We start from the raw sequence: 18,863 nt of genomic DNA, 5'->3' as shown, positions 1-18,863 counted from the left end.
GGGCTAACGTGCCCGCATGACAGACGTGAAGCCACGCAGCCGGGACGTCACCGACGGCCTGGAGCGCACCGCCGCGCGCGGGATGCTCCGGGCCGTCGGCATGGGTGACGAGGACTGGGAGAAGCCGCAGATCGGTGTTGCCTCGTCGTGGAACGAGATCACGCCGTGCAACCTGTCGCTGGACCGCCTCGCCAAGGCGTCGAAGGACGGGGTGCACGCGGCGGGCGGGTACCCGCTGGAGTTCGGCACGATCTCGGTGTCGGACGGCATCTCGATGGGCCACGAGGGCATGCACTTCTCGCTGGTCTCGCGGGAGGTGATCGCCGACAGCGTCGAGACGGTGATGCAGGCCGAGCGGCTCGACGGCTCGGTGCTGCTGGCCGGGTGCGACAAGTCGTTGCCCGGCATGCTGATGGCCGCGGCCCGGCTCGACCTGGCGAGCGTGTTCCTCTACGCCGGGTCGATCCTGCCGGGCCGGGTCACGCTGACCGACGGCACCGAGAAGGAAGTCACGATCATCGACGCCTTCGAGGCGGTCGGGGCCTGCGCTCGCGGGCTCATGAGCCGCGAGGACGTCGACCTGATCGAACGCGCGATCTGCCCCGGCGAGGGCGCCTGCGGCGGCATGTACACGGCGAACACGATGGCCAGCGCGGCCGAAGCGCTGGGCATGTCGCTGCCCGGCAGCGCCGCTCCCCCGGCCACCGACCGGCGGCGGGACGGGTTCGCGCGCAGGTCCGGACAGGCCGTGGTCGAAATGCTCCGCAAGGGCATCACCGCGCGGCAGATCATGACGCGCGAGGCGTTCGAGAACGCGATCGCCGTCGTGATGGCGTTCGGCGGCTCCACCAACGCGGTGCTGCACCTGCTCGCGATCGCGCACGAGGCCGGGGTCGAGCTCACCCTGGACGACTTCAGCCGCATCGGCTCGCGCGTGCCGCACCTGGCCGACGTGAAGCCGTTCGGGCGGCACGTGATGACCGACGTCGACCGCATCGGCGGCGTGCCCGTGGTGATGAAGGCGCTGCTGGACGCCGGTCTGCTGCACGGCGACTGCCTCACCGTCACCGGCCGCACCGTCGCCGAGAACCTCGCCGACATCGCCCCGCCCGACCCCGACGGCCTCGTCCTGCGAGCTCTCGACAAGCCCATCCACCACACCGGCGGCATCACGATCCTGAAGGGCTCGCTGGCGCCGGAAGGTGCCGTGGTCAAGTCGGCCGGCTTCGACTCGGACGTCTTCACCGGCACCGCGCGGGTGTTCGACCGCGAACGCGCCGCGATGGACGCGCTCGAGGACGGCACGATCACCGCGGGCGACGTCGTGGTGATCCGCTACGAGGGCCCCAAGGGCGGGCCGGGCATGCGCGAGATGCTCGCCATCACCGCGGCGATCAAGGGCGCGGGCCTCGGCAAGGACGTCCTGCTGCTCACCGACGGCCGCTTCTCCGGCGGCACCACGGGTCTGTGCGTCGGCCACGTGGCACCGGAGGCGGTCGACGGCGGCCCCATCGCGTTCGTGCGCGACGGCGACCAGATCACGCTCAACGTCGCCGAGGGCACGCTCGACGTCCACGCCGACCTGGAGAGCCGGCGCGAAGGCTGGGCGCCGCTGCCCCCGCGCTACGAACGCGGCGTGCTCGCCAAGTACGCGAAGCTGGTGGGCTCGGCTTCACGCGGGGCGGTCTGCGACTAGGGCCGCCGACCGCACGAGTGCGGCGACCGCCGGGGAGTGACTGCTCCGCTGCCAGGCGAGCACCGTGGTGACGTCGGGCGCGTCGACGACGGGCACCGCGACGTGTTCCGGCCACTGCCAGGCGCGGCTCGAAGCGGGGATGACGAGCAGGCACTTGCCCAGCGCCACGAGCTGAGCGAGCTGCGACTGGGTGCGGACCTCCGGCCCCGGCCCGTCGGGATACGTCCCGTCGAGCCGGGGCCAGCGGGCGATCGGCAGGCCCGGCACGTCGCTGACCTCCGCCAGCGTGAGCTGATCGCGGGCCGCCAGCGGATGCGCCGCCGGCAGGATCACGACCTGGCCCTCGACGCGGAGGTCCGCGGTGTCGAACCCGGCGAGATCGTCGTAGGGGCGATGCATGAGCGCCACGTCGGCCTGCCCGTCGCGCAGCCGGTGTGCCTGCTCGCCGACCTCGCACAGCAGCACCTCGACCGGTGGCGCACCGGGTTCGCCCGCCAGCGCGTCGAGGAGCCGCCGCAGCAGCTCGTGGGACGCCCCCGCCTTCGTGACGAGCACCAGCGGTCGCTTCGGATCACCGGCCCGGCGCGTCCGGCGCTCAGCGGCCGCGACGGCGTCCAGTGCGGCTCTGGCCTCGCGCAGCAGCACCCGGCCGGCGTCGGTGAGCGCCGCTCCCCTGCGGTCCCGGTCCAGGAGCTGGACCCCGAGCCGGCGCTCCAGCAGGCGAATCGCGCGTGAGAGCGGCGGCTGGGCGATCCCGAGCCGGTCGGCGGCACGTCCGAAGTGCAGTTCCTCCGCGACCGCGACGAAATACCTGAGCTCGCGGGTCTCGAGATCGGCCACCGGACCCAGCCTACGCTCTGATACCCGCTGAGTATCAGAGCGTACTGAACCGATCTTGGACAGTGAACGTGCTCCGCGCCGAGCATTGATCAGGTGAAGGACACGAAGATCGCGCTGGTCACCGGCGCGAACAAGGGAATCGGTTTCGCCATCGCGCAGGGCCTCGGAGCGCTCGGTTTCACGGTCGCGGTGGGCGCACGCGACGACGTCCGGTGCAAGGAAGCTGTCGAACGGCTGCGCGCCACGGGCATCGACGCCTTCGGAGTCGCCCTCGACGTCACCTCCGACGACAGCGTCACCGCGGCAGCAACCGCCATCGAACAGACGACCGGACGGCTCGACGTGCTCGTCAACAACGCGGGCATCGGCGGCCGGACCGACGGCGGCGCACAGGACCCGGCGACGCTCGATCTCGACGTCGTCCGCACGGTCCTCGACACGAACGTCCTCGGTGTCGTCCGGGTGACGTACGCGCTGCTCCCGCTGCTCCGCCGCGCGACATCGCCCCGCATCGTCAACGTCTCGAGCAACATGGGCTCGCTGACACTGCGGACCGGTCCGATCATGGCCGCGTATGCGCCGTCGAAGTCGATGCTCAACAGCCTCACGGTTCAGTACGCGCGCGCATTCGCGGACACCGGCATCATCGTGAACGCCTGCTGCCCCGGCTACGTCGCGACCGACTTCACCGGGTTCGCCGGTCTGCGGACACCCGAGCAGGGTGCCGCGATCGCGATCCGGCTCGCCACCCTCCCGGACGACGGCCCGCGCGGCGGGTTCTTCGATGACGAGGGCGTCGTCCCCTGGTGAACGGGGTCACTCACTCGACTGAATTGCCGTGCGGGCACGGTCACCTCATCGGAGGGCGCCGGCGACCGCCCCGCGGCGGCGGGTACCTCGCGATGGCAAGCCGACGGCCAACGCGGAAGGACAGCGCGATGATCGATCAGACGCAAGTTGAGACTCTGTACGACTGCGACGTGATCGACAACAAGGGCGAGAAGATCGGTTCGGTCAAGCAGGTGTGGCTCGAGGACGGCACCGGCACACCGATGTGGGCCGAGGTCCACACCGGACTGTTCGGCATGAAGGAGAGCTTCGTCCCGATTCAGCAGGGACAGGTGGCGGGTGGCGCGATCACCGTCCCCATCGCCAAGGAGCAGGTGAAGGACGCGCCGAGCGTGCACACCTCGGGCAACCACATGTCGGACGAGGAGCAGGAGGCGCTCTGCCGGCACTACGGGTTGATCCCGAAGGCGAAGACCGGTGAGCACGACCGGCTCGACGGCAGGCGCGGCAGGGGTGACGCGGCCGAGGTGACGCGCTCGGAGGAGAAGCTCGACGTCGGCACCCGCAAGGTCGAGGCAGGCCGGGTGCGGCTGGTCAAACACACGGTCACCGAACAGCGCAACGTCACCGTGCCGGTGACGCACGAGGAAGTCCGGGTGGGCCGTGAGCCCGCGCAGGGCGGCACGGGCAGGGCGTTCGCCGACGAACAGGCGGAGGTCACGCTGCACCGCGAGGAACCGGTGGTGCGCAAGCACACGGCGGCCGTGGAACGGGTCCGGCTGGAGAAGGACGCGGTCACCGAACAGAAGAGCGTCAAGGGCGAGGTCCGCAAGGAACGCGTCGAGGTCGAGCGCGACGACGAACCGCGCGGCCGTCGCTGAAGTGACGCCGAGCGAGCCGCCCACCACTTCCGCCGGTGGGCGGCTCGCTAGTACAAGCTGTCCAGCACGTCGGCGTAGCGCTTCTCGATCTCGCGCCGGCGCGGCTTCAGCGACGCGGTCAGCAGCCCGTCCTCGACGCTGAAGTCCTGTTCCAGCACGGCGAACCGCTTGATCGTCTCGTGCCTGGCCAGCTGTGCGTTGACGACCTTCACCGCGTTCTCGACCTCTGCCCGCGCGTCGGACAGCCCCGACGCGGTGTCCGGGTCGATCGTCACCAGTGCCACGCAGTACTTGCGGCGGTCGCCGTGCACGATCACGTTGCTGATGTACGGCGACGCGGCCTTGAGCAGGCTCTCGATCGGCGCGGGCGCCACGTACTTGCCGCCCGAGGTCTTGATCAGCTCCTTCTTGCGGTCGGTGATCTTCAACCGGCCCGCGTCGTCGAGCTCGCCGACGTCACCGGTGTGCAGCCAGCCGTCGACCAGCGTCTCGGCGGTCGCGTCGGGACGGTTGTGGTAGCCGCGCATGACTCCGGGCCCCCTGAGCAGGACCTCACCATCGTCCGCGATCTTCACCTCCATGCCGGGGATCGGCGGCCCGACCGTGCCGATCCTGATCATGCCCGGCCGGTTGAAGAACGTCGCCGCGGACGACTCGGTGAGCCCGTAGCCCTCCAGGATCGTGATGCCGGCGCGCTCGAAGAACTCCGCGATCTCCCCCGCCAGCGGCGCCGAGCCCGACACGAAGTACCGGATGCGCCCGCCCACACGATCACGCAACTTGCGGTACACCAGGCGATCCGCGAGCCAGCGCGTCGCGGGACCGTGGTCGCGGTCGGCCCAGGTGAAGATCTTCTCGGTGAGCCCGCCCTTCTCACGCGCCCCCGCGACGATCCGGCCGTGGATCTTCTCGAAGATGCGCGGTGCGGCGGCCACGATCGACGGTCGCAGCTCGCCGAGGTTGTCCACGATCCGCTCGACACTGCCGTCGACGGCGGTCGGCACGCCCGCGGCGATCATCGCCATCGTCAGCACCTTGCCGAACGCGTGCGACAGCGGGAGCCACAGGAAGTGCAGGTCCGTGGGCTGCAGAATGCCAAGGGACGCAATGGCTTCCGACGTCGTCAGCCAGTTGTTGTGAGTGAGCTCGACGCCTTTCGGCGTGCCGGTCGTGCCGGACGTGTAGATCAACGTGGCGAGATCGTCGGGTCCGAGCTCGTCGATCAGCGTGTCGTAGTCGCCGTCCGCCTCGGGGATGGCGCCGAACCGCAGCACCTCGACGTCGGGCATCAGTGCCGCGTGCTCGTCCGTCTCGACGACCACCATGCGGCTGCCGGAGTCGGTGACGATGTGCGCGACCTCGCCCCTCGTGCTGTTCGGGTAGATCGTGGCGGTGGCGCCACCGGCGGCGAGCACCGCGAGGTCGGTGATGATCCACTCGATGCTGGTGCCGCCCATCAGCGCGACCCTGTCGCCCTTGGCGAGCCCCTTCGCGCGCAGCCCGAACGCCTGCTTCGCGACACGTTCCTGCAGCTGCGCCCACGTGAGCGAGGCCCAGCCACCGTGGTCGCGGTACCGCATCGCCTCGGCGTCGGGCGTGCGGGCGACCCGGTCGCGCAGCAGGCCGGGAATCGACAGCGCCATTGCTCTCCCCTTCTCTGGAGCGTCGCTCCAGAGCGGTACTCTAACCCGCATGGCTGACCGAAGACAGTCCCTCCTGGACGCGGCGCTGAAGCTCGTCGAAGAGGGCGGCCTGGACGCCGTGACGATCGCAGCACTGACCGAGCGATCCGGCATGTCGAACGGCAGCATCTACCACCACTTCGGCAGCCGCGCGGGCGTGTTCGCACAGCTCTACGCCGACAGCTACGCCCGCTGCGTCGCCGCGATGCTGCCCGCGCTGGACTCGCGCCCCGCCTGTCCCGCCGTGCGCGACCTGACGTTGCACTACCTCGACTGGGTGGCCGCGAACCCGAGCCGCGCCCGGTTCCTGTACGCCGCGCCGGGCCACGCAGACCCGTCGGTCAAGCAGGCGGAGTTCGCCCCCGTGATGTCGTGGTTCCTCGACCGCATGGCTTCCGGCGAAATGCGCTCGGTGCCGCCATGGGCGCTCGAACCCGTGGTGATGGGCCCTGCGCACGAGTCGGTGCGCCGGTTCCTGCTGGGGGTGTTCGACCTGAACGAGGCCCGCGAGATCATCGCGGACGCCGTCTGGGCCGTGCTGAAGCCCTAGTCCTCTTTCGGCGCTCGCCCGCGAATGACGATGCCGCCGTCGAACGAGAGGTCGCCGTCGACCCGGCCCAGCTGCACCACGGTCCCGGACACCTTGCCCCGCACGACGTTGGTGACGTCCTCGTCGGTCTGCACGATCTCGAACTCGTCCGCTTCATCCCCAGTCATACGTGCAATATCACCCCAGACCGCAGTTCGTTAGCTATAGAACACACGTTCGATTATGCTGCTGGTATGCGCCAGGGATCACTGTTCGACCTGGAGGCGGAGCCCGCACTGGCCCCGCTTGCCCCACGCCGCACCGAACTGGGCCACGGCGCGTGGATCGACGTCCAGCCGGGCTGGCTCGCCGGCGCCGACGCCCTCTTCGACCAGCTCGTCGCCGAGGTGCCGTGGCGCGCCGAACGCCGCCAGATGTACGACAACGTGGTCGACGTGCCGCGCCTGCTCTGCTTCTACAGCGGCGCGCTGCCGTTCGACGTGCTCACCACCGCTCGTGACGTGCTTTCTTCTTACTACTTGCCCGAGCTGAAGGAACCGTTCACCACTGCGGGCCTTTGCTACTACCGCGACGGGCGCGACAGCGTGGCCTGGCACGGCGACACGATCGGCCGGGGGCAGACCGAGGACACGATGGTCGCGATCCTCTCCGTGGGCACACCGCGGGCGTTGTTGCTGCGACCGCGTGGGGGCGGTGAGACTCACAAGTACGCGCTGGGGCACGGCGATCTGCTCGTGATGGGTGGGTCGTGCCAGCGGACGTGGGAGCACGCCGTCCCCAAGACCGCGAAAGCCGTAGGACCGAGGATCAGCGTGCAGTTCCGTCCGCGCGGGGTCCGCTAGATCACGTCGACGAACACCGGATTGGCGTAGAACCAGAGATCGGCCCACGGGTCCGAGTTCGCGATCTCGTCGATCATCGGGTCGCCCGACGACGTCAGGCGCTTGCCGTCGCTCCCCCGCAGCCGCAGGTAGAACGCCCGCTCGACACCCGCGAACGTGTGCGTGAACCGGATCTTGCCCCGACGCGGCACCTCGAACGTCTTCACGACCGACGTCTCCGGCGCCACGAAGAGATCGCGGTCGGACGAAGGACCGGTCACCGGGCCCGAGATCAGGTCGACCTTGGCCAGGACGGGCGTGGCACCCGAGAAGTTCGGCCCGGCGGCGCGGTCGATCTCGATCGTCACCTCGACGTCGCCGCCGCGGCGCACGAACGTCCGCCCGCCCAGCGTCACGCCGCGCAGGTCCTCACGTGAGCGCACGCGCAGCGAAAGGCCGTCGATCAGCCTGCCGTGCACCGTCAGGACCTTGCCCGACTGCAGACCGCGCATGACGTCCACATAGGACTTCGACCGCGCGCCCACCACGTTCGCGCCGTACTGGCCGGGGAAGAAGTCGCCGTAGCCGGTCTGCCGGACACCGGAGTCGATCGGCGCGCCCTTCGAACCCGTTGTGGCGTAGTCCTGTTTGCCGGGCGTCAGCGTGTCGCCGAGGACCTGGTGGACGTCCGAGTTCGCGGTGATCCACCACGGCCTGCCCTCGGCCAGCAGCGCGTCCCACAGGCCGCCGACGCGAGCGGTCATCCAGTCGAAGCCGCCGTGCGTGCGGTAGGACTCCATCGGGTAGCCGGGGAAGGAGTCCGCCAGCGGCGCCGCGAGGTCGTAGTAGCCCCGCGCCCTGCCGGGGCCGCCCGCCGCCTTCGAGATGCCCGCCGCCTGATGGCCGGGCGCGCCCTCCATGCCCACGGCGACGGACGGGGCCGCGTCCCGCCAGCCGCGCAGCTCGTGCGGGCTGTCGAGGCCGCGCCGGGCCGGGTGGTTCGCGAACATCAGCGCGATCTCGGTCCGTCCGGAGAGGACCTGCGCCTCCAGGTACCGCAGCGCCGCCAGCGCGAGCGGCTCGGTGTTGCCGGCGATGCGGCCGTCGTAGGAGAGCTCGAACGCCTTGAGGATGTCGGTGGTGTGCCTGCCGGGCGGCAGGAACACCGTGGCGTGCTCCGCGCCGGGGATGTTCCACTCGAGGCCCTGGTAGACCAGCACGTCGCGCTGCGCACGACGCGCGCGTTCGATGTCCGGCGCGACCTGGTCGATGGAGAACTTCTGATGCGCGGGACCGCCGTGGTCGGTGATCACGACCCAGTCGAGCCCGAACTCGCGGGCCTTCCGCACCTGGTGCTCGATCGGATACTGACCGTCGTCGGAGTACTGCGTGTGGATGTGGTGGTCGCCCGCGTACCAGCCCTCACCGCCGCCCCACGGGTTGACCGGGACGTGAGCCTCGGCCGTGCCCGAACCGGCGACGACGGCACCGGCCGCGATGCCCAGTCCGGCGAGGAACTTGCGGCGCTCGACCGACGAGGGACGGTCGTCCTCGGGGGCGAGCCAGCTGCCCTCGGCCGGCTCGACGTCGTGGTGGTGATGATCGTGTGAGTGGGACATGTGCAAGATCTCAACCGGTGAACCTGCCACCACCGATGAACGGCGAATGAACCTTGGTACCGGGAAATTCGTTCACACGGCCTGAACGGCCAGCAGCGCCAGGTCGTCGTGATCGTCGCGGTCGAGCCACTTGAGCACGGCTTCCTCGCAGCGCCGCGCGATCTCCTCGGCCGACTGGCCCTTGCACTCCTTCAGCACGGCCCGCAGCCGCTGCTCGCCGAACAGTTCGGTGCGGTCGGTGTGCGCGCGGGCTTCGGTGAAGCCGTCGGAGTACAGCACCAGCGTGTCGCCGGGTGCCAGCGTCACCTGCTCGCCGTGGAACCGGACGTCGGACAGGATGCCGACGATCGCGCCGGGCGCGCTGACGTCCTGCACGGTGCCGTCCGCGCGCAGGATCAACGGCGCCGGGTGCCCGCCGGAGGCGAGCGAGAGCCGCACTCCCCCTGACGACAACGGCACGAGCTCGCCCACGACGATCGTGGTGAAGAGCTTGGAACCGGTGGCGCGCAACGAGGTGTTCAGCAGGTGCAGCAGCCGCACCGGGTTCGTCTCGACGAGCGACAGCGCCTGCAGCGACTGCCGCACACGTCCACTGTGGACCGCCGCCTCCAGGCCGTGGCCGCAGACGTCGCCGAGAGCGAGCGTCGCCGTGCCGTCCGTGCGCGGGTGGACGTCGTAGAAGTCGCCGCCGACCAGCGCGCGCTGGTGGGCCGGGATGAACACCGACCCCATCGACACGCCATGCACCTCGGGCAGCGGCAACGGCAGCAACGCCGAGCGAAGCACGTCGATCGTCCGCTGCTGCTCGGTCAGCCTCGACGCGGACTCGAGCGCCACGGCCGCGTGCTTGCCGAACAGCCGGACGCGTTCGATGTCGTTGGGGGCGAATTCACCCTGTCGCAGTACGACCAGAGCGCCACCGACACCCAGAGGCACGGCGAGGGCGCAGCCGAAGTCGTCCGGCACGCCCCAGCTACCTTCACCCAATGAGGTGATCCTGGTGAGCGTCGAGGTGCCCGTCAGCACCTCCGTCAGCACGCTGGCCCGGCGCGGCGTCCGGGAGACCGTGGGTTCGCCGCCGCCGCAGCGCCACCACTCCAGACGGTCGCGTGTGGCCGGCACGACGGCGACGCAGTGCTCCCCCAGCAGCTCCGCGGCGAGCTGCACGATGGTCCTCAGCGTGTCCTGCCGGGAACTGCCGCTCGCGAGCCGCAGATGGGCGTGGTCGAGCGTGGAGTCGGTGAAGTACCAGGCGCTCCAGCCCTCGCCGAGGTCGTGCTGACGGCCCGCGACGTGCACGTCGAAGTGCTCGCCCAGGCACAGCCGGGGGAACCGGTCGGCGGCCGCGGCGTTGCGCACGCGCACCACTCCGGCGGGGTCCACGACGAAGACGGCTTCGCGGAGCCCGTCCACCAGGCGCTGCCAGCCGTCGAGGTCGATGCCCACGGCGCTGCTCATCCGCTTTTGTCCAGCGCACTCGGCCGAATCATCACGGCCTCCTGCGGGTAGTTGGCGTGCATCGCGGCATCAAGTTACCTCGCTCCCAACCTAACGTGGCAGGCTTGGCTGCGACCACCGAGGCACGGAGGCTTGGAGTGACCACGGCCAACGAAGAGACGGACGCAACCCTCGAACGGGTTCTCGCCGCGATGAGAGACCTGCGTGACGGCAACTTCCGCCGCAGGTTGGTGGTGCCGGGAAACGGGGCGTTGTCGGCGCTCGCGGACGTGTTCAACGAGATCGCGGAGCGCAACCAGTGGCTGGCCGGTGAGCTGGGCCGCGTCCGGCAGGCCGTCGGCCAGGAGGGCAGGCTCACCGAACGGGTGGCGCCCGCGGGCACCGCCGGTGGCTGGTCGCTGATGGCCGACTCGGTGAACGGCCTGGTGGAGGACCTCGTGCGGCCGACGTCGGAGCTGAGCCGGGTGCTCGCCGCCGTCGCCGAGGGTGACCTCACCAAGCGCATGTCGGACCAGACGCTGCGTGGTGAGTTCGCCACGCTCGGTTCGACCGTGAACGGCCTGGTGGACCAGCTGTCGTCCTTCGCGGACGAGGTCACGCGTGTCGCCCGCGAGGTCGGCACCGACGGCCGCCTGGGTGGTCAGGCGAAGGTGCCGGGTGTGGCCGGTACCTGGCGCGACCTGACCGACAACGTCAACTCGATGGCGAACAACCTGACCAACCAGGTCCGCAACATCGCCCAGGTCGCGACCGCGGTGGCCAACGGCGACCTGACCCAGAAGATCACGGTGGACGTCTCCGGCGAGATGCTGGAGCTGAAGAACACGCTGAACACGATGGTCGACCAGCTCTCGTCCTTCGCCGACGAGGTCACGCGTGTCGCGCGTGAGGTCGGCACGGACGGCAAGCTCGGTGGTCAGGCGAAGGTGCCCGGCGTCGGCGGCACGTGGCGCGACCTGACCGACAACGTCAACTTCATGGCGGAGAACCTGACCACTCAGGTCCGCAACATCGCCCAGGTCACCACCGCCGTGGCGCAGGGCGACCTGACCCAGAAGATCACCGTCGACGCGCGCGGCGAGATCCTCGAGCTCAAGTCCACGATCAACACGATGGTCGACCAGCTCTCGTCCTTCGCCGACGAGGTCACCCGCGTCGCCCGCGAGGTCGGCTCGGACGGCCGCCTGGGCGGCCAGGCGCAGGTGCCGGGCGTCGCCGGCACGTGGCGCGACCTGACCGACTCGGTGAACGTCATGGCGAACAACCTGACGACCCAGGTCCGCAACATCGCCCAGGTCACGACCGCCATCGCGCGCGGCGACCTGACCCAGAAGATCACGATCGACGCCCGCGGCGAGATCCTCGAGCTGAAGACCACGATCAACACGATGGTCGACCAGCTCTCGTCCTTCGCCGACGAGGCGACGCGTGTCGCCCGCGAGGTCGGCACCGAGGGCCGTCTCGGCGGTCAGGCCCAGGTTCCCGGCGTCGCCGGCACGTGGCGCGACCTGACCGACAACGTCAACTTCATGGCGAACAACCTGACCAACCAGGTCCGCAACATCGCCCACGTCGCGACGGCCGTGGCCAACGGCGACCTGTCGCAGAAGATCACCGTCGACGCGCGCGGCGAGATCCTCGAGCTCAAGTCCACTTTGAACACGATGGTCGACCAGCTCTCGTCGTTCGCGGAGGAGGTCACCCGCGTCGCCCGCGAGGTCGGCACCGACGGCCGCCTGGGCGGTCAGGCCCGTGTGCAGGGCGTCGCCGGCACGTGGAAGGACCTCACCGACAACGTCAACCTGATGGCGGACAACCTGACCAACCAGGTCCGCAACATCGCCGCCGTCGCCACCGCGGTCGCGAACGGCGACCTCTCGAAGAAGATCACCGTCGAGGCGAAGGGTGAGGTCGCGGCCCTCGCCGAGACCCTGAACGGCATGGTCGACACGCTGCGCGCGTTCGGTGACGAGGTCACCCGTGTCGCCCGCGAGGTCGGCACCGAGGGCATCCTCGGTGGTCAGGCGCGCGTGTCCGGCGTGGCGGGAACGTGGAAGGACCTCACCGACTCGGTGAACTTCATGGCGGACAACCTGACCAACCAGGTCCGCAACATCGCCCAGGTCACCACCGCCGTCGCGCAGGGCGACCTGACGAAGAAGATCGACGTCTCGGCCCGCGGCGAGATCCTGGAGCTCAAGACCACGATCAACACGATGGTCGACCAGCTCTCGTCCTTCGCCGACGAGGTCACCCGTGTCGCCCGCGAGGTCGGCACCGAGGGCAAGCTCGGTGGTCAGGCCGAGGTCGACGGCGTGGCCGGCACGTGGTCGAAGCTGACCGACAACGTGAACCAGCTCGCCTCGAACCTGACCACCCAGGTCCGCGCCATCGCCGCCGTCGCCACCGCCGTGACCGCGGGCGACCTGACCAGGCAGATCACCGTCGACGCGTCCGGAGAGCTCGCCGAGCTCAAGGACAACGTCAACCAGATGATCGCCAACCTCAAGGAAACGACCCGCGCCAACCGCGAGCAGTACTGGCTCAAGACCAACCTGGCCCGCCTGTCGGGCCTGATGCAGGGCCACCGCGACCTGCGCGCCCTGGCCTCGTTGATCATGAGCGAGCTGACGCCGCTGGTCAGCGCCCACCACGGCGCGTTCTTCCAGATCCAGGAGGACGACGACTCCAAGCAGACCCTGGAGCTCACCGCCTCCTACGGCTTCCGCCTGGACGCCGCCCGCGCGACCCGTGTCGCGCTGGGCGAGTCGCTGGTCGGCCAGTCCGCGCTGGAGAAGAAGACGATCCTGGTCACCGAGGTGCCCCCGGGCTACCTGACCGTGTCGTCGTCGCTGGGTGAGTCCGCCCCGGTCAACCTGGTGATCCTGCCGATCCTGTTCCAGGGCGAGACCCTGGGCGTGATCGAGCTGGCGTCCCTGAACGTCTTCACCGACGTCCACCTCGACCTCCTGGACCAGCTCAAAGAGGCCATCGGCGTCAACGTCAACACGATGCTCGCCAACTCCCGCACCGACGCCCTGCTGGTCGAGTCCCAGCGCCTCACCGCCGAGCTCCGCGCCGGCTCCGAGGAGCTCGAAGACCGGGCCCGCCAGCTCCAGACGGCCTCGAAGTACAAGTCCGAGTTCATGGCCAACATGTCCCACGAGCTGCGGACCCCGCTGAACTCCCTCCTGATCCTGGCGAAGCTCCTCGCCGACAACCTCGACGGCAACCTCAACGCCAAGCAGGTGGAGTTCGCCCGCACGATCCACTCGTCCGGCTCGGACCTGCTGCAGCTCATCAACGACATCCTCGACCTCACCAAGGTCGAGGCGGGCCACATGACCCTGCACGAGGACCCGGTCCGCGTGGACGAGCTGGTCCGCTACGTCGAGACGTTGTGTTTGCCGCTGACCGCCGAGAAGAACCTCGAGTTCTCCGTCCGCGTCGACCCGAACGTCCCGGAAACGCTCCGGACCGACGAACACCGCCTCCAGCAGATCCTGCGCAACCTGCTCTCCAACGCCGTCAAGTTCACCCACGACGGCGGCATCCGCCTGCACGTCCGCATGGACGATCCGTCCACAGTGGCCTTCGACGTGCACGACACGGGCATCGGCATCCCTGCCGAGAAGCTCGCCGTCATCTTCGAAGCCTTCCAACAGGCCGACGGCACCACGTCCCGCAAGTACGGCGGCACGGGCCTGGGCCTGTCCATCAGCCGAGAACTGGCCCAACTGCTGAACGGCGCCCTGCGCGTGCGCTCCGAGCCGGGCATCGGCTCGACGTTCACCCTCTGCCTCCCCCTGGGCAAGGTCGCCACCGACGCCGTGGTCCTGCCGGAGCCCACCCCGATCGTGGCCCCCGACCCGGTGCTGGCCGCGTCCGGCTCGATCCGCTTCCACGGCGAAAAGGTCCTGGTCGTCGATGACGACCTGCGCAACGTCTTCGCGCTGACGAGCGTGTTGGAGTTGCACGGCCTGGAGGCGATCTACGCCGACAACGGCATCACGGGCGTACGTGCTTTGGAACAGTACGACGACGTGGCCATCGTCCTGATGGACATCATGATGCCCGAGCTGGACGGCAACGCCACGATCTCCGCCATCCGGGCCATGGAGCGCTACGCGGACCTGCCGGTCATCGCCGTCACCGCGAAGGCGATGAAGGGTGACCGGGAGAAGTCGCTGGCGTCGGGTGCGACCGACTACGTGACGAAGCCGGTGGACACCGAGCACCTGATCAGGCTGATCGCTTACTACCTCGGGGTGTCCGCAGAAGCCTGAGGACGCTTGAGCCGGGTACCGGCAGGGTGCAGAGGCGAAGCCGAGCCGGACAGGGCGATGCACCGCCGTGCAAACGGTGATGACGTGAGCCGACGGTGCCAACGTGCCCACGTACGCAGGCGCTTGGGGCTTGGCTTTGGGTGCGAGGTGCTAGCGTGTTCGGATCGGCCGGGCGCTTCTGTGCCCGGCTTTCTCAGGCCGATGAGCGCCTCGCAAGGGCCCCGAAGTCAAGCCCCGATCGCAATCGTCGCGGAGCGGCGATGACGCAATCAACGCTCGGTATCGGCCCGCGCGCCCACCACCGCAAGGTGACCACCCCGGGCCACCCCCAATCCTCAGTGAGCCGTGTCCACCGACTCCTGAACAGCCGCGTCCACCGTCTCGTGCAAGCTCAGCACCTGGGCCACATCCGCCAGCTCGAACAACCGCCGAACCGGCGCCTGAGTGGCAGCGATCCGCAGCTGCCCGCCGGCCTCGCCCAGCCGCCGGTGCCAGTCGAGCACCAGCGCCAGCCCGGTCGAGTCCATGAACTGCAACCCGGCGAGGTCCAGCACGGCGTGTGCCCCGGTCACGTCCGCATCCAGCCGTGCGGCAAGCACAGGGACGGTGTCGATGTCCAGCTCGCCGGCGACGGCGAGCACTCGCCATCCCCGCTGGACCTCGCTGCCGACGTTGAGCTCCATCGTCGCCGTTCCTTCCGCCACGCCCGACTCGTGCGACCCAAATCGTGCAGCACGACGTCAAGGCATGCGACCACCGGGGGGCTGAAAGATCCGAACGGGGCGCCGGATGTGCGACGATGCGCCTTGTGCTGAACGACCCACTGGCTGAGGTGCGGGTGATTCTGACCGCCGAGGGTGGATCGTGCGCTCGTGCACGTCAGGTGGTCCGCGACGCCGCTGTCTCGTGGGGGTTGTCGGAGGACCTGACGGACGACGCGCAGCTCGTCGTCACCGAACTCGTGTCGAACGGGATCGACCACGGTGAGGGGCTGATCACACTCACTGTAAGCCGAAGAGACAGTGGCATGCTCGTCGAAGTGCACGACGAGTCGTCCCAGCAGCCTCAGGTGCGGCCGGTCGACACCAGTTCGGCGCGGGGGCGCGGGATGCAGCTCGTGAAGGCGCTCAGCGTGCGCTGGGGTACTACTCCGGACGCGCGGGGAAAAGTCGTGTGGGCCGAGTTGGAGTCCTGAGAACGGGTACTAAGCCCGTATGACTGCCACACCACCCGATCCTGATCCGCAGCGCACGCCTGGGCTGGAGCCCGGTGGCGGGGTGCGACCAGGAGACACCCCGCCTGAATCCGGACAAACCTCAGGTCTTTCGCATCGCGAGCCGACGCCGCCGAAAGCGACCACCGGGCGCGTCGTGATCGCGCTCATCATGGTGCTCGTCGTGCTCGTGGCCGCGATGCTGCTGACCCAGGCGTTCCTGCTCAGCTGACGATTCAGCCGGACAGACGCGAGGCGAGCAGGCGCTTGCCCTGCTCGGCGCCCTTGCGGCTGTCGGTCTGCGCCTTCTTGAAGAACTCCGCCAGTTCACGGTCGCCTTCGCGTTCCGCGTCCTGAATGAAGGTCTCGAGCCGCAGCGCGTTGTCGAGGCACGCCTCGGTGAACCACAGGATGTTGTAATCCTTGTCCTTCGTACCCGTGACGTGACCGGTTTCCGTGGTCGACACGGTCCCTCCTCATCTATCAGGGAATTAGCGGTCACTCGGCGTGTACCCGCCATGGCCTGGTGAAAACCGTCTCGGCTTGTGGTCGTCACCGGAAGGCGCGTACGGTCGGTCCGGACGGGAGTCCTTATGAACCAGCTTCGCCAGAGAACGACCTACGTCCAGTCCATTCCGATCGTCGCCGTCACGGGCGAGATCGACATGATGTCGTCCGCCCCGGTGACCAGCAGGCTCGCCGAGCTGCTCGACCGCAAGCCGCCCGCACTCGTGATCGACCTGCGGGAAGTTCGGTTCTTCGGGTCCGAGGGGATCCGCGCGCTCGTGGAGACGCAGCACCAGGCCGACGAGCTCGGTGTCAAGTTCGGCGTCGTCAGCGACACCAGAGTTGTGTTGCGCCCCTTGGAAATGACGGCCGTCGACCAGCTGCTGCTCTTGTTCAACGACGTCGACGACGCCGTCACGGCGCTGAGCGCCTGCTAGGCGGCTGACTCTCGCCGGTTGCGAGAGCGCTCCACCAGGTCGAGCAGCAGGCCTTCCTTGGTGGACCACGGCGAGATGTCCACGACCTCGTGTCCCGAGACCCGCATCAACGCTTCCGCGACCACCGCGCCCGCCAGCGACTGCTGGGCCCGGTGCCGCGAGATCCCCGGTAGCGCCGCCCGTTCGCGCACCGACAGCTTCGCGAGCCGCGGGATCCACTTCTCCAAGTCCTTGAGCCACAACTGACGTGGCACGTACGTGCCCGTGCGCGCTCCGGCGAGCCTGGCCAGCTGCTCGAACACCTTCGAACAGCCAACGGCGCGAGCGCTCTCATCGCGCGGGAAAGCTTTCGCGATCCGTTCTTGAACTTCAGCGCGCATGTCCTGCACGGTCAGGCCGGCTCGCGTCAAAGTCCGCGCCCCCAAGGGCAGTGACACCGCGCGATCCGGTTCCGCCCCGGATCCCGCGGCCAGTTCCACCGTGCCGCCACCGACGTCCAGCACGACCATCGGACCGGCGCTCCAGCCGAACCAGTGCCGTGCCGCGGTGTACGACAGACGTGCTTCTTCCTTGCCCGACAACACCTTCAGCTCGACGCCGGTGCGTCTGTGCACCTTGCGCATCACGGCATCGGCGTTCGTGCTGTCGCGGACGGAGGACGTCGCGAACGGGAGGAAGGGCGTGTCACCGGCCTTCTTGCAGGCGGCCAGCACCGCGGCGCACAACGACTCGACGCCGTCGCGGCTGATGGCCCCCTCCGAGTTGATCTCGCGGTCCAGGCGCAGCCTGACCTTGTGGGACACCAGCGGACGCATCAAGTCGCGTTCCACGATCACCAGGTGCGCGCTGAAGCACCCGACGTCCAGAACACCGACCGACATCCGCCAACCTTCCTTCTTCTACCAAGTTCCATTTACCTCATCGGCACCCATTGTGGGAGTCTTGGCACCCGAACAGGGCATCTTCGGGGATGAGATGCGTTACAGTGCCCCGATGTCCTTGGCAGAGATCCCTTCCCGGCTCGAAGACGCCCTGAAATCGGCAAATCGCGGCGTCATCGTCCTGGCAGTGGACGGCCTGTCCTCGGACGTGGCCGAACAATCCTGGCTGTCGGCCTCCCTCTCCACGCTCACCTCCACCGTGCCGTCCACCTCCGCGACGGCCTGGCTGACCGCGCTGACCGGTGTTCCGGCGGACGTGCACCGCGTGCCGGGAACGGTGTACCGCAACGGATCCGGTCTCGTGCACGCCATCAACGGCACGCCCGCGATCCCGGAGCTGCCGACCGTTCTCGAACGGCACGGCGCCACCGTCCTGGCCCGCGAGCTCGACCTGCTCGAAGGCACCTGGGCCCACGCCCTGCTGCGAGGCTGCACCCGGATACCCGCACCCCCTCGGCACAAACTCACCGCCCAGGCGGAGGACCCGCCGCTGCTCGTCGCGAACGTCGTGGCGGATCTCGACAAGGCGCTGCCGGACGCCCGGCTCCTCTGGACGTACGTGAACATCGACGACCACGTGCACCGCAACGGTTACGACGAGTCGGTGCACGAGGCCATGCTCCGGCTCGACGCGCATGCGTCCCGTTGGGCGGCGCAGGGCTGGACCGTTGTGGCGCACTCCGACCACGGCCAGGTTCCCGTCGAGCCGGACCCCGCTCTCGTGGAGGCCTGGGACGCGATCGTGCGCGAGGACTGCGTGATCCCGTCCGGTGGCGCCGGGCGGCTGCGCTGGCTCTACCCGAAAGCGGACCGCGTGGAGGCCGTGTTCGACCGCGTGGCAACGGCTCTGGGCGCCGCGGCGACCGTGCACCACGCCACCGACCTCGGACTGCCGCAGCCGGAGGCGGGTCCTGTCGTGGCCGTGGCGGCGTCGCCGGCGTTCCCGGTGGCGGATCCGTCCGCCAAGTTCGAGCACGGTGGCCTGAGCCGGGACGAGATCGACGTGCCCTTCGCGGTCTGGCAAGCGTAGCGACCATTTGTCGGGCGCCGAACCGTTCATCCTTGTGAACAATTCCCGTTACAACGTGGGAATCCCGGAACAACGGAAAGAATCGTTTTTGACTTCTCTTTACAGACCTTGAT

18 protein-coding genes are annotated in these 18,863 nt (G+C 69.1%); 10 read left to right on the top strand and 8 right to left on the bottom strand.

The window, feature by feature from the left end; all coding sequences use genetic code 11:
* The first annotated feature begins 16 nt into the window (after positions 1-16).
* Positions 17-1,696 (top strand): dihydroxy-acid dehydratase, encoded by a 1,680-nt coding sequence (ilvD, locus tag ABFX45_RS14670; protein ID WP_109635894.1) that lies wholly within the window; start codon positions 17-19, stop codon positions 1,694-1,696.
* On the opposite strand, the gene ABFX45_RS14665 is transcribed toward ilvD, so the two are convergent.
* Positions 1,673-2,536 (bottom strand): LysR family transcriptional regulator, encoded by an 864-nt coding sequence (locus ABFX45_RS14665; protein ID WP_112226012.1) that lies wholly within the window; start codon positions 2,534-2,536, stop codon positions 1,673-1,675. The genes ilvD and ABFX45_RS14665 overlap by 24 nt on opposite strands.
* 93 nt (positions 2,537-2,629) lie before the next feature.
* Between ABFX45_RS14665 and ABFX45_RS14660 the strand changes: the two genes are divergently transcribed.
* Entirely contained in the window at positions 2,630-3,346 is a 717-nt protein-coding gene (locus ABFX45_RS14660; protein ID WP_346130327.1) for an SDR family oxidoreductase, read from the top strand.
* 128 nt (positions 3,347-3,474) lie between these two features.
* Positions 3,475-4,206, top strand: coding sequence for a DUF2382 domain-containing protein (locus ABFX45_RS14655; protein ID WP_346130325.1), 732 nt, complete (start codon positions 3,475-3,477; stop codon positions 4,204-4,206).
* Positions 4,207-4,253: 47 nt separating this feature from the next.
* Here ABFX45_RS14655 and ABFX45_RS14650 read toward each other — a convergent pair whose 3' ends face one another.
* Complete coding sequence (locus ABFX45_RS14650) at positions 4,254-5,849, bottom strand: AMP-dependent synthetase/ligase (protein ID WP_346130323.1); 1,596 nt, start codon at positions 5,847-5,849, stop codon at positions 4,254-4,256.
* A 49-nt stretch (positions 5,850-5,898) separates the two neighbouring features.
* Between ABFX45_RS14650 and ABFX45_RS14645 the strand changes: the two genes are divergently transcribed.
* Positions 5,899-6,438, top strand: coding sequence for a TetR/AcrR family transcriptional regulator (locus ABFX45_RS14645; protein WP_346130321.1), 540 nt, complete (start codon positions 5,899-5,901; stop codon positions 6,436-6,438).
* Here the strand turns inward: ABFX45_RS14645 and ABFX45_RS14640 are convergent.
* Positions 6,435-6,605, bottom strand: coding sequence for a hypothetical protein (locus ABFX45_RS14640; RefSeq protein WP_170154887.1), 171 nt, complete (start codon positions 6,603-6,605; stop codon positions 6,435-6,437). The two genes, ABFX45_RS14645 and ABFX45_RS14640, sit on opposite strands and share 4 nt — an antisense overlap.
* A 66-nt stretch (positions 6,606-6,671) precedes the next feature.
* On the opposite strand from ABFX45_RS14640, the gene ABFX45_RS14635 reads away from it, so the two are divergent.
* The gene (locus ABFX45_RS14635; protein WP_346130318.1) at positions 6,672-7,280 is read left to right on the top strand and encodes an alpha-ketoglutarate-dependent dioxygenase AlkB; all 609 of its coding nucleotides are present in this window, start codon (positions 6,672-6,674) and stop codon (positions 7,278-7,280) included.
* Here ABFX45_RS14635 and ABFX45_RS14630 read toward each other — a convergent pair.
* Both ABFX45_RS14630 and ABFX45_RS14625 read right to left on the bottom strand, forming a co-directional pair.
* Positions 7,277-8,878, bottom strand: a complete 1,602-nt coding sequence (locus tag ABFX45_RS14630; RefSeq protein WP_346130316.1) for a PHP domain-containing protein — start codon at positions 8,876-8,878, stop codon at positions 7,277-7,279. The two genes, ABFX45_RS14635 and ABFX45_RS14630, sit on opposite strands and share 4 nt — an antisense overlap.
* Before the next feature lie 72 nt (positions 8,879-8,950).
* On the bottom strand, positions 8,951-10,336 hold the full coding sequence (locus ABFX45_RS14625) for a PP2C family protein-serine/threonine phosphatase (protein ID WP_346130314.1): 1,386 nt from the start codon (positions 10,334-10,336) through the stop codon (positions 8,951-8,953).
* Positions 10,337-10,473: 137 nt separating this feature from the next.
* Between ABFX45_RS14625 and ABFX45_RS14620 the strand changes: the two genes are divergently transcribed.
* Positions 10,474-14,622, top strand: a complete 4,149-nt coding sequence (locus tag ABFX45_RS14620) for a hybrid sensor histidine kinase/response regulator (protein ID WP_109635870.1) — start codon at positions 10,474-10,476, stop codon at positions 14,620-14,622.
* A gap of 335 nt (positions 14,623-14,957) precedes the next feature.
* On the opposite strand, the gene ABFX45_RS14615 is transcribed toward ABFX45_RS14620, so the two are convergent.
* Positions 14,958-15,326 carry an STAS domain-containing protein gene (locus ABFX45_RS14615; RefSeq protein WP_233439440.1) on the bottom strand — a complete coding sequence of 123 codons (369 nt, stop codon included), beginning with the start codon at positions 15,324-15,326 and terminating at the stop codon, positions 14,958-14,960.
* Positions 15,327-15,421: 95 nt separating this feature from the next.
* Here ABFX45_RS14615 and ABFX45_RS14610 point away from each other — a divergent pair, with 95 nt between their 5' ends.
* Positions 15,422-15,817, top strand: a complete 396-nt coding sequence (locus ABFX45_RS14610) for an ATP-binding protein (protein ID WP_109635868.1) — start codon at positions 15,422-15,424, stop codon at positions 15,815-15,817.
* 19 nt (positions 15,818-15,836) lie between these two features.
* Positions 15,837-16,067, top strand: a complete 231-nt coding sequence (locus tag ABFX45_RS14605; RefSeq protein WP_109635865.1) for a DUF6480 family protein — start codon at positions 15,837-15,839, stop codon at positions 16,065-16,067.
* A gap of 4 nt (positions 16,068-16,071) precedes the next feature.
* Here the strand turns inward: ABFX45_RS14605 and ABFX45_RS14600 are convergent, their stop codons facing one another.
* Positions 16,072-16,302 (bottom strand): hypothetical protein, encoded by a 231-nt coding sequence (locus ABFX45_RS14600; RefSeq protein WP_109635862.1) that lies wholly within the window; start codon positions 16,300-16,302, stop codon positions 16,072-16,074.
* Between the two features lie 126 nt (positions 16,303-16,428).
* On the opposite strand from ABFX45_RS14600, the gene ABFX45_RS14595 reads away from it, so the two are divergent.
* The gene (locus ABFX45_RS14595; RefSeq protein ID WP_109635859.1) at positions 16,429-16,779 is read left to right on the top strand and encodes an STAS domain-containing protein; all 351 of its coding nucleotides are present in this window, start codon (positions 16,429-16,431) and stop codon (positions 16,777-16,779) included.
* Here the strand turns inward: ABFX45_RS14595 and ABFX45_RS14590 are convergent.
* Positions 16,776-17,660, bottom strand: a complete 885-nt coding sequence (locus ABFX45_RS14590) for a Ppx/GppA phosphatase family protein (protein ID WP_346130310.1) — start codon at positions 17,658-17,660, stop codon at positions 16,776-16,778. The two genes, ABFX45_RS14595 and ABFX45_RS14590, sit on opposite strands and share 4 nt — an antisense overlap.
* A gap of 112 nt (positions 17,661-17,772) precedes the next feature.
* Here ABFX45_RS14590 and ABFX45_RS14585 point away from each other — a divergent pair, with 112 nt between their 5' ends.
* On the top strand, positions 17,773-18,750 hold the full coding sequence (locus ABFX45_RS14585; RefSeq protein WP_346130308.1) for an alkaline phosphatase family protein: 978 nt from the start codon (positions 17,773-17,775) through the stop codon (positions 18,748-18,750).
* Positions 18,751-18,863 lie beyond the last annotated feature (113 nt).

Source organism: Lentzea roselyniae (genome assembly GCF_039537795.1).
Classification (GTDB): Bacteria; Actinomycetota; Actinomycetes; order Mycobacteriales; family Pseudonocardiaceae; genus Lentzea; species Lentzea atacamensis.
The sequence above is the reverse complement of the archived record's forward strand: the minus strand, read 5'-3'. Positions and strand labels throughout refer to the sequence as shown.

Coding starts and splice junctions, on each gene's coding strand:
- ilvD (WP_109635894.1), top strand. CDS start 17: ATGACAGACGTGAAGCCACGCAGCCGGGACGTCACCGACGGCCTGGAG.
- ABFX45_RS14655 (WP_346130325.1), top strand. CDS start 3,475: ATGATCGATCAGACGCAAGTTGAGACTCTGTACGACTGCGACGTGATC.
- ABFX45_RS14650 (WP_346130323.1), bottom strand. CDS start 5,849: ATGGCGCTGTCGATTCCCGGCCTGCTGCGCGACCGGGTCGCCCGCACG.
- ABFX45_RS14645 (WP_346130321.1), top strand. CDS start 5,899: ATGGCTGACCGAAGACAGTCCCTCCTGGACGCGGCGCTGAAGCTCGTC.
- ABFX45_RS14640 (WP_170154887.1), bottom strand. CDS start 6,605: ATGACTGGGGATGAAGCGGACGAGTTCGAGATCGTGCAGACCGACGAG.
- ABFX45_RS14635 (WP_346130318.1), top strand. CDS start 6,672: ATGCGCCAGGGATCACTGTTCGACCTGGAGGCGGAGCCCGCACTGGCC.
- ABFX45_RS14630 (WP_346130316.1), bottom strand. CDS start 8,878: ATGTCCCACTCACACGATCATCACCACCACGACGTCGAGCCGGCCGAG.
- ABFX45_RS14625 (WP_346130314.1), bottom strand. CDS start 10,336: ATGAGCAGCGCCGTGGGCATCGACCTCGACGGCTGGCAGCGCCTGGTG.
- ABFX45_RS14610 (WP_109635868.1), top strand. CDS start 15,422: ATGCGCCTTGTGCTGAACGACCCACTGGCTGAGGTGCGGGTGATTCTG.
- ABFX45_RS14605 (WP_109635865.1), top strand. CDS start 15,837: ATGACTGCCACACCACCCGATCCTGATCCGCAGCGCACGCCTGGGCTG.
- ABFX45_RS14595 (WP_109635859.1), top strand. CDS start 16,429: ATGAACCAGCTTCGCCAGAGAACGACCTACGTCCAGTCCATTCCGATC.
- ABFX45_RS14590 (WP_346130310.1), bottom strand. CDS start 17,660: ATGTCGGTCGGTGTTCTGGACGTCGGGTGCTTCAGCGCGCACCTGGTG.
- ABFX45_RS14585 (WP_346130308.1), top strand. CDS start 17,773: ATGTCCTTGGCAGAGATCCCTTCCCGGCTCGAAGACGCCCTGAAATCG.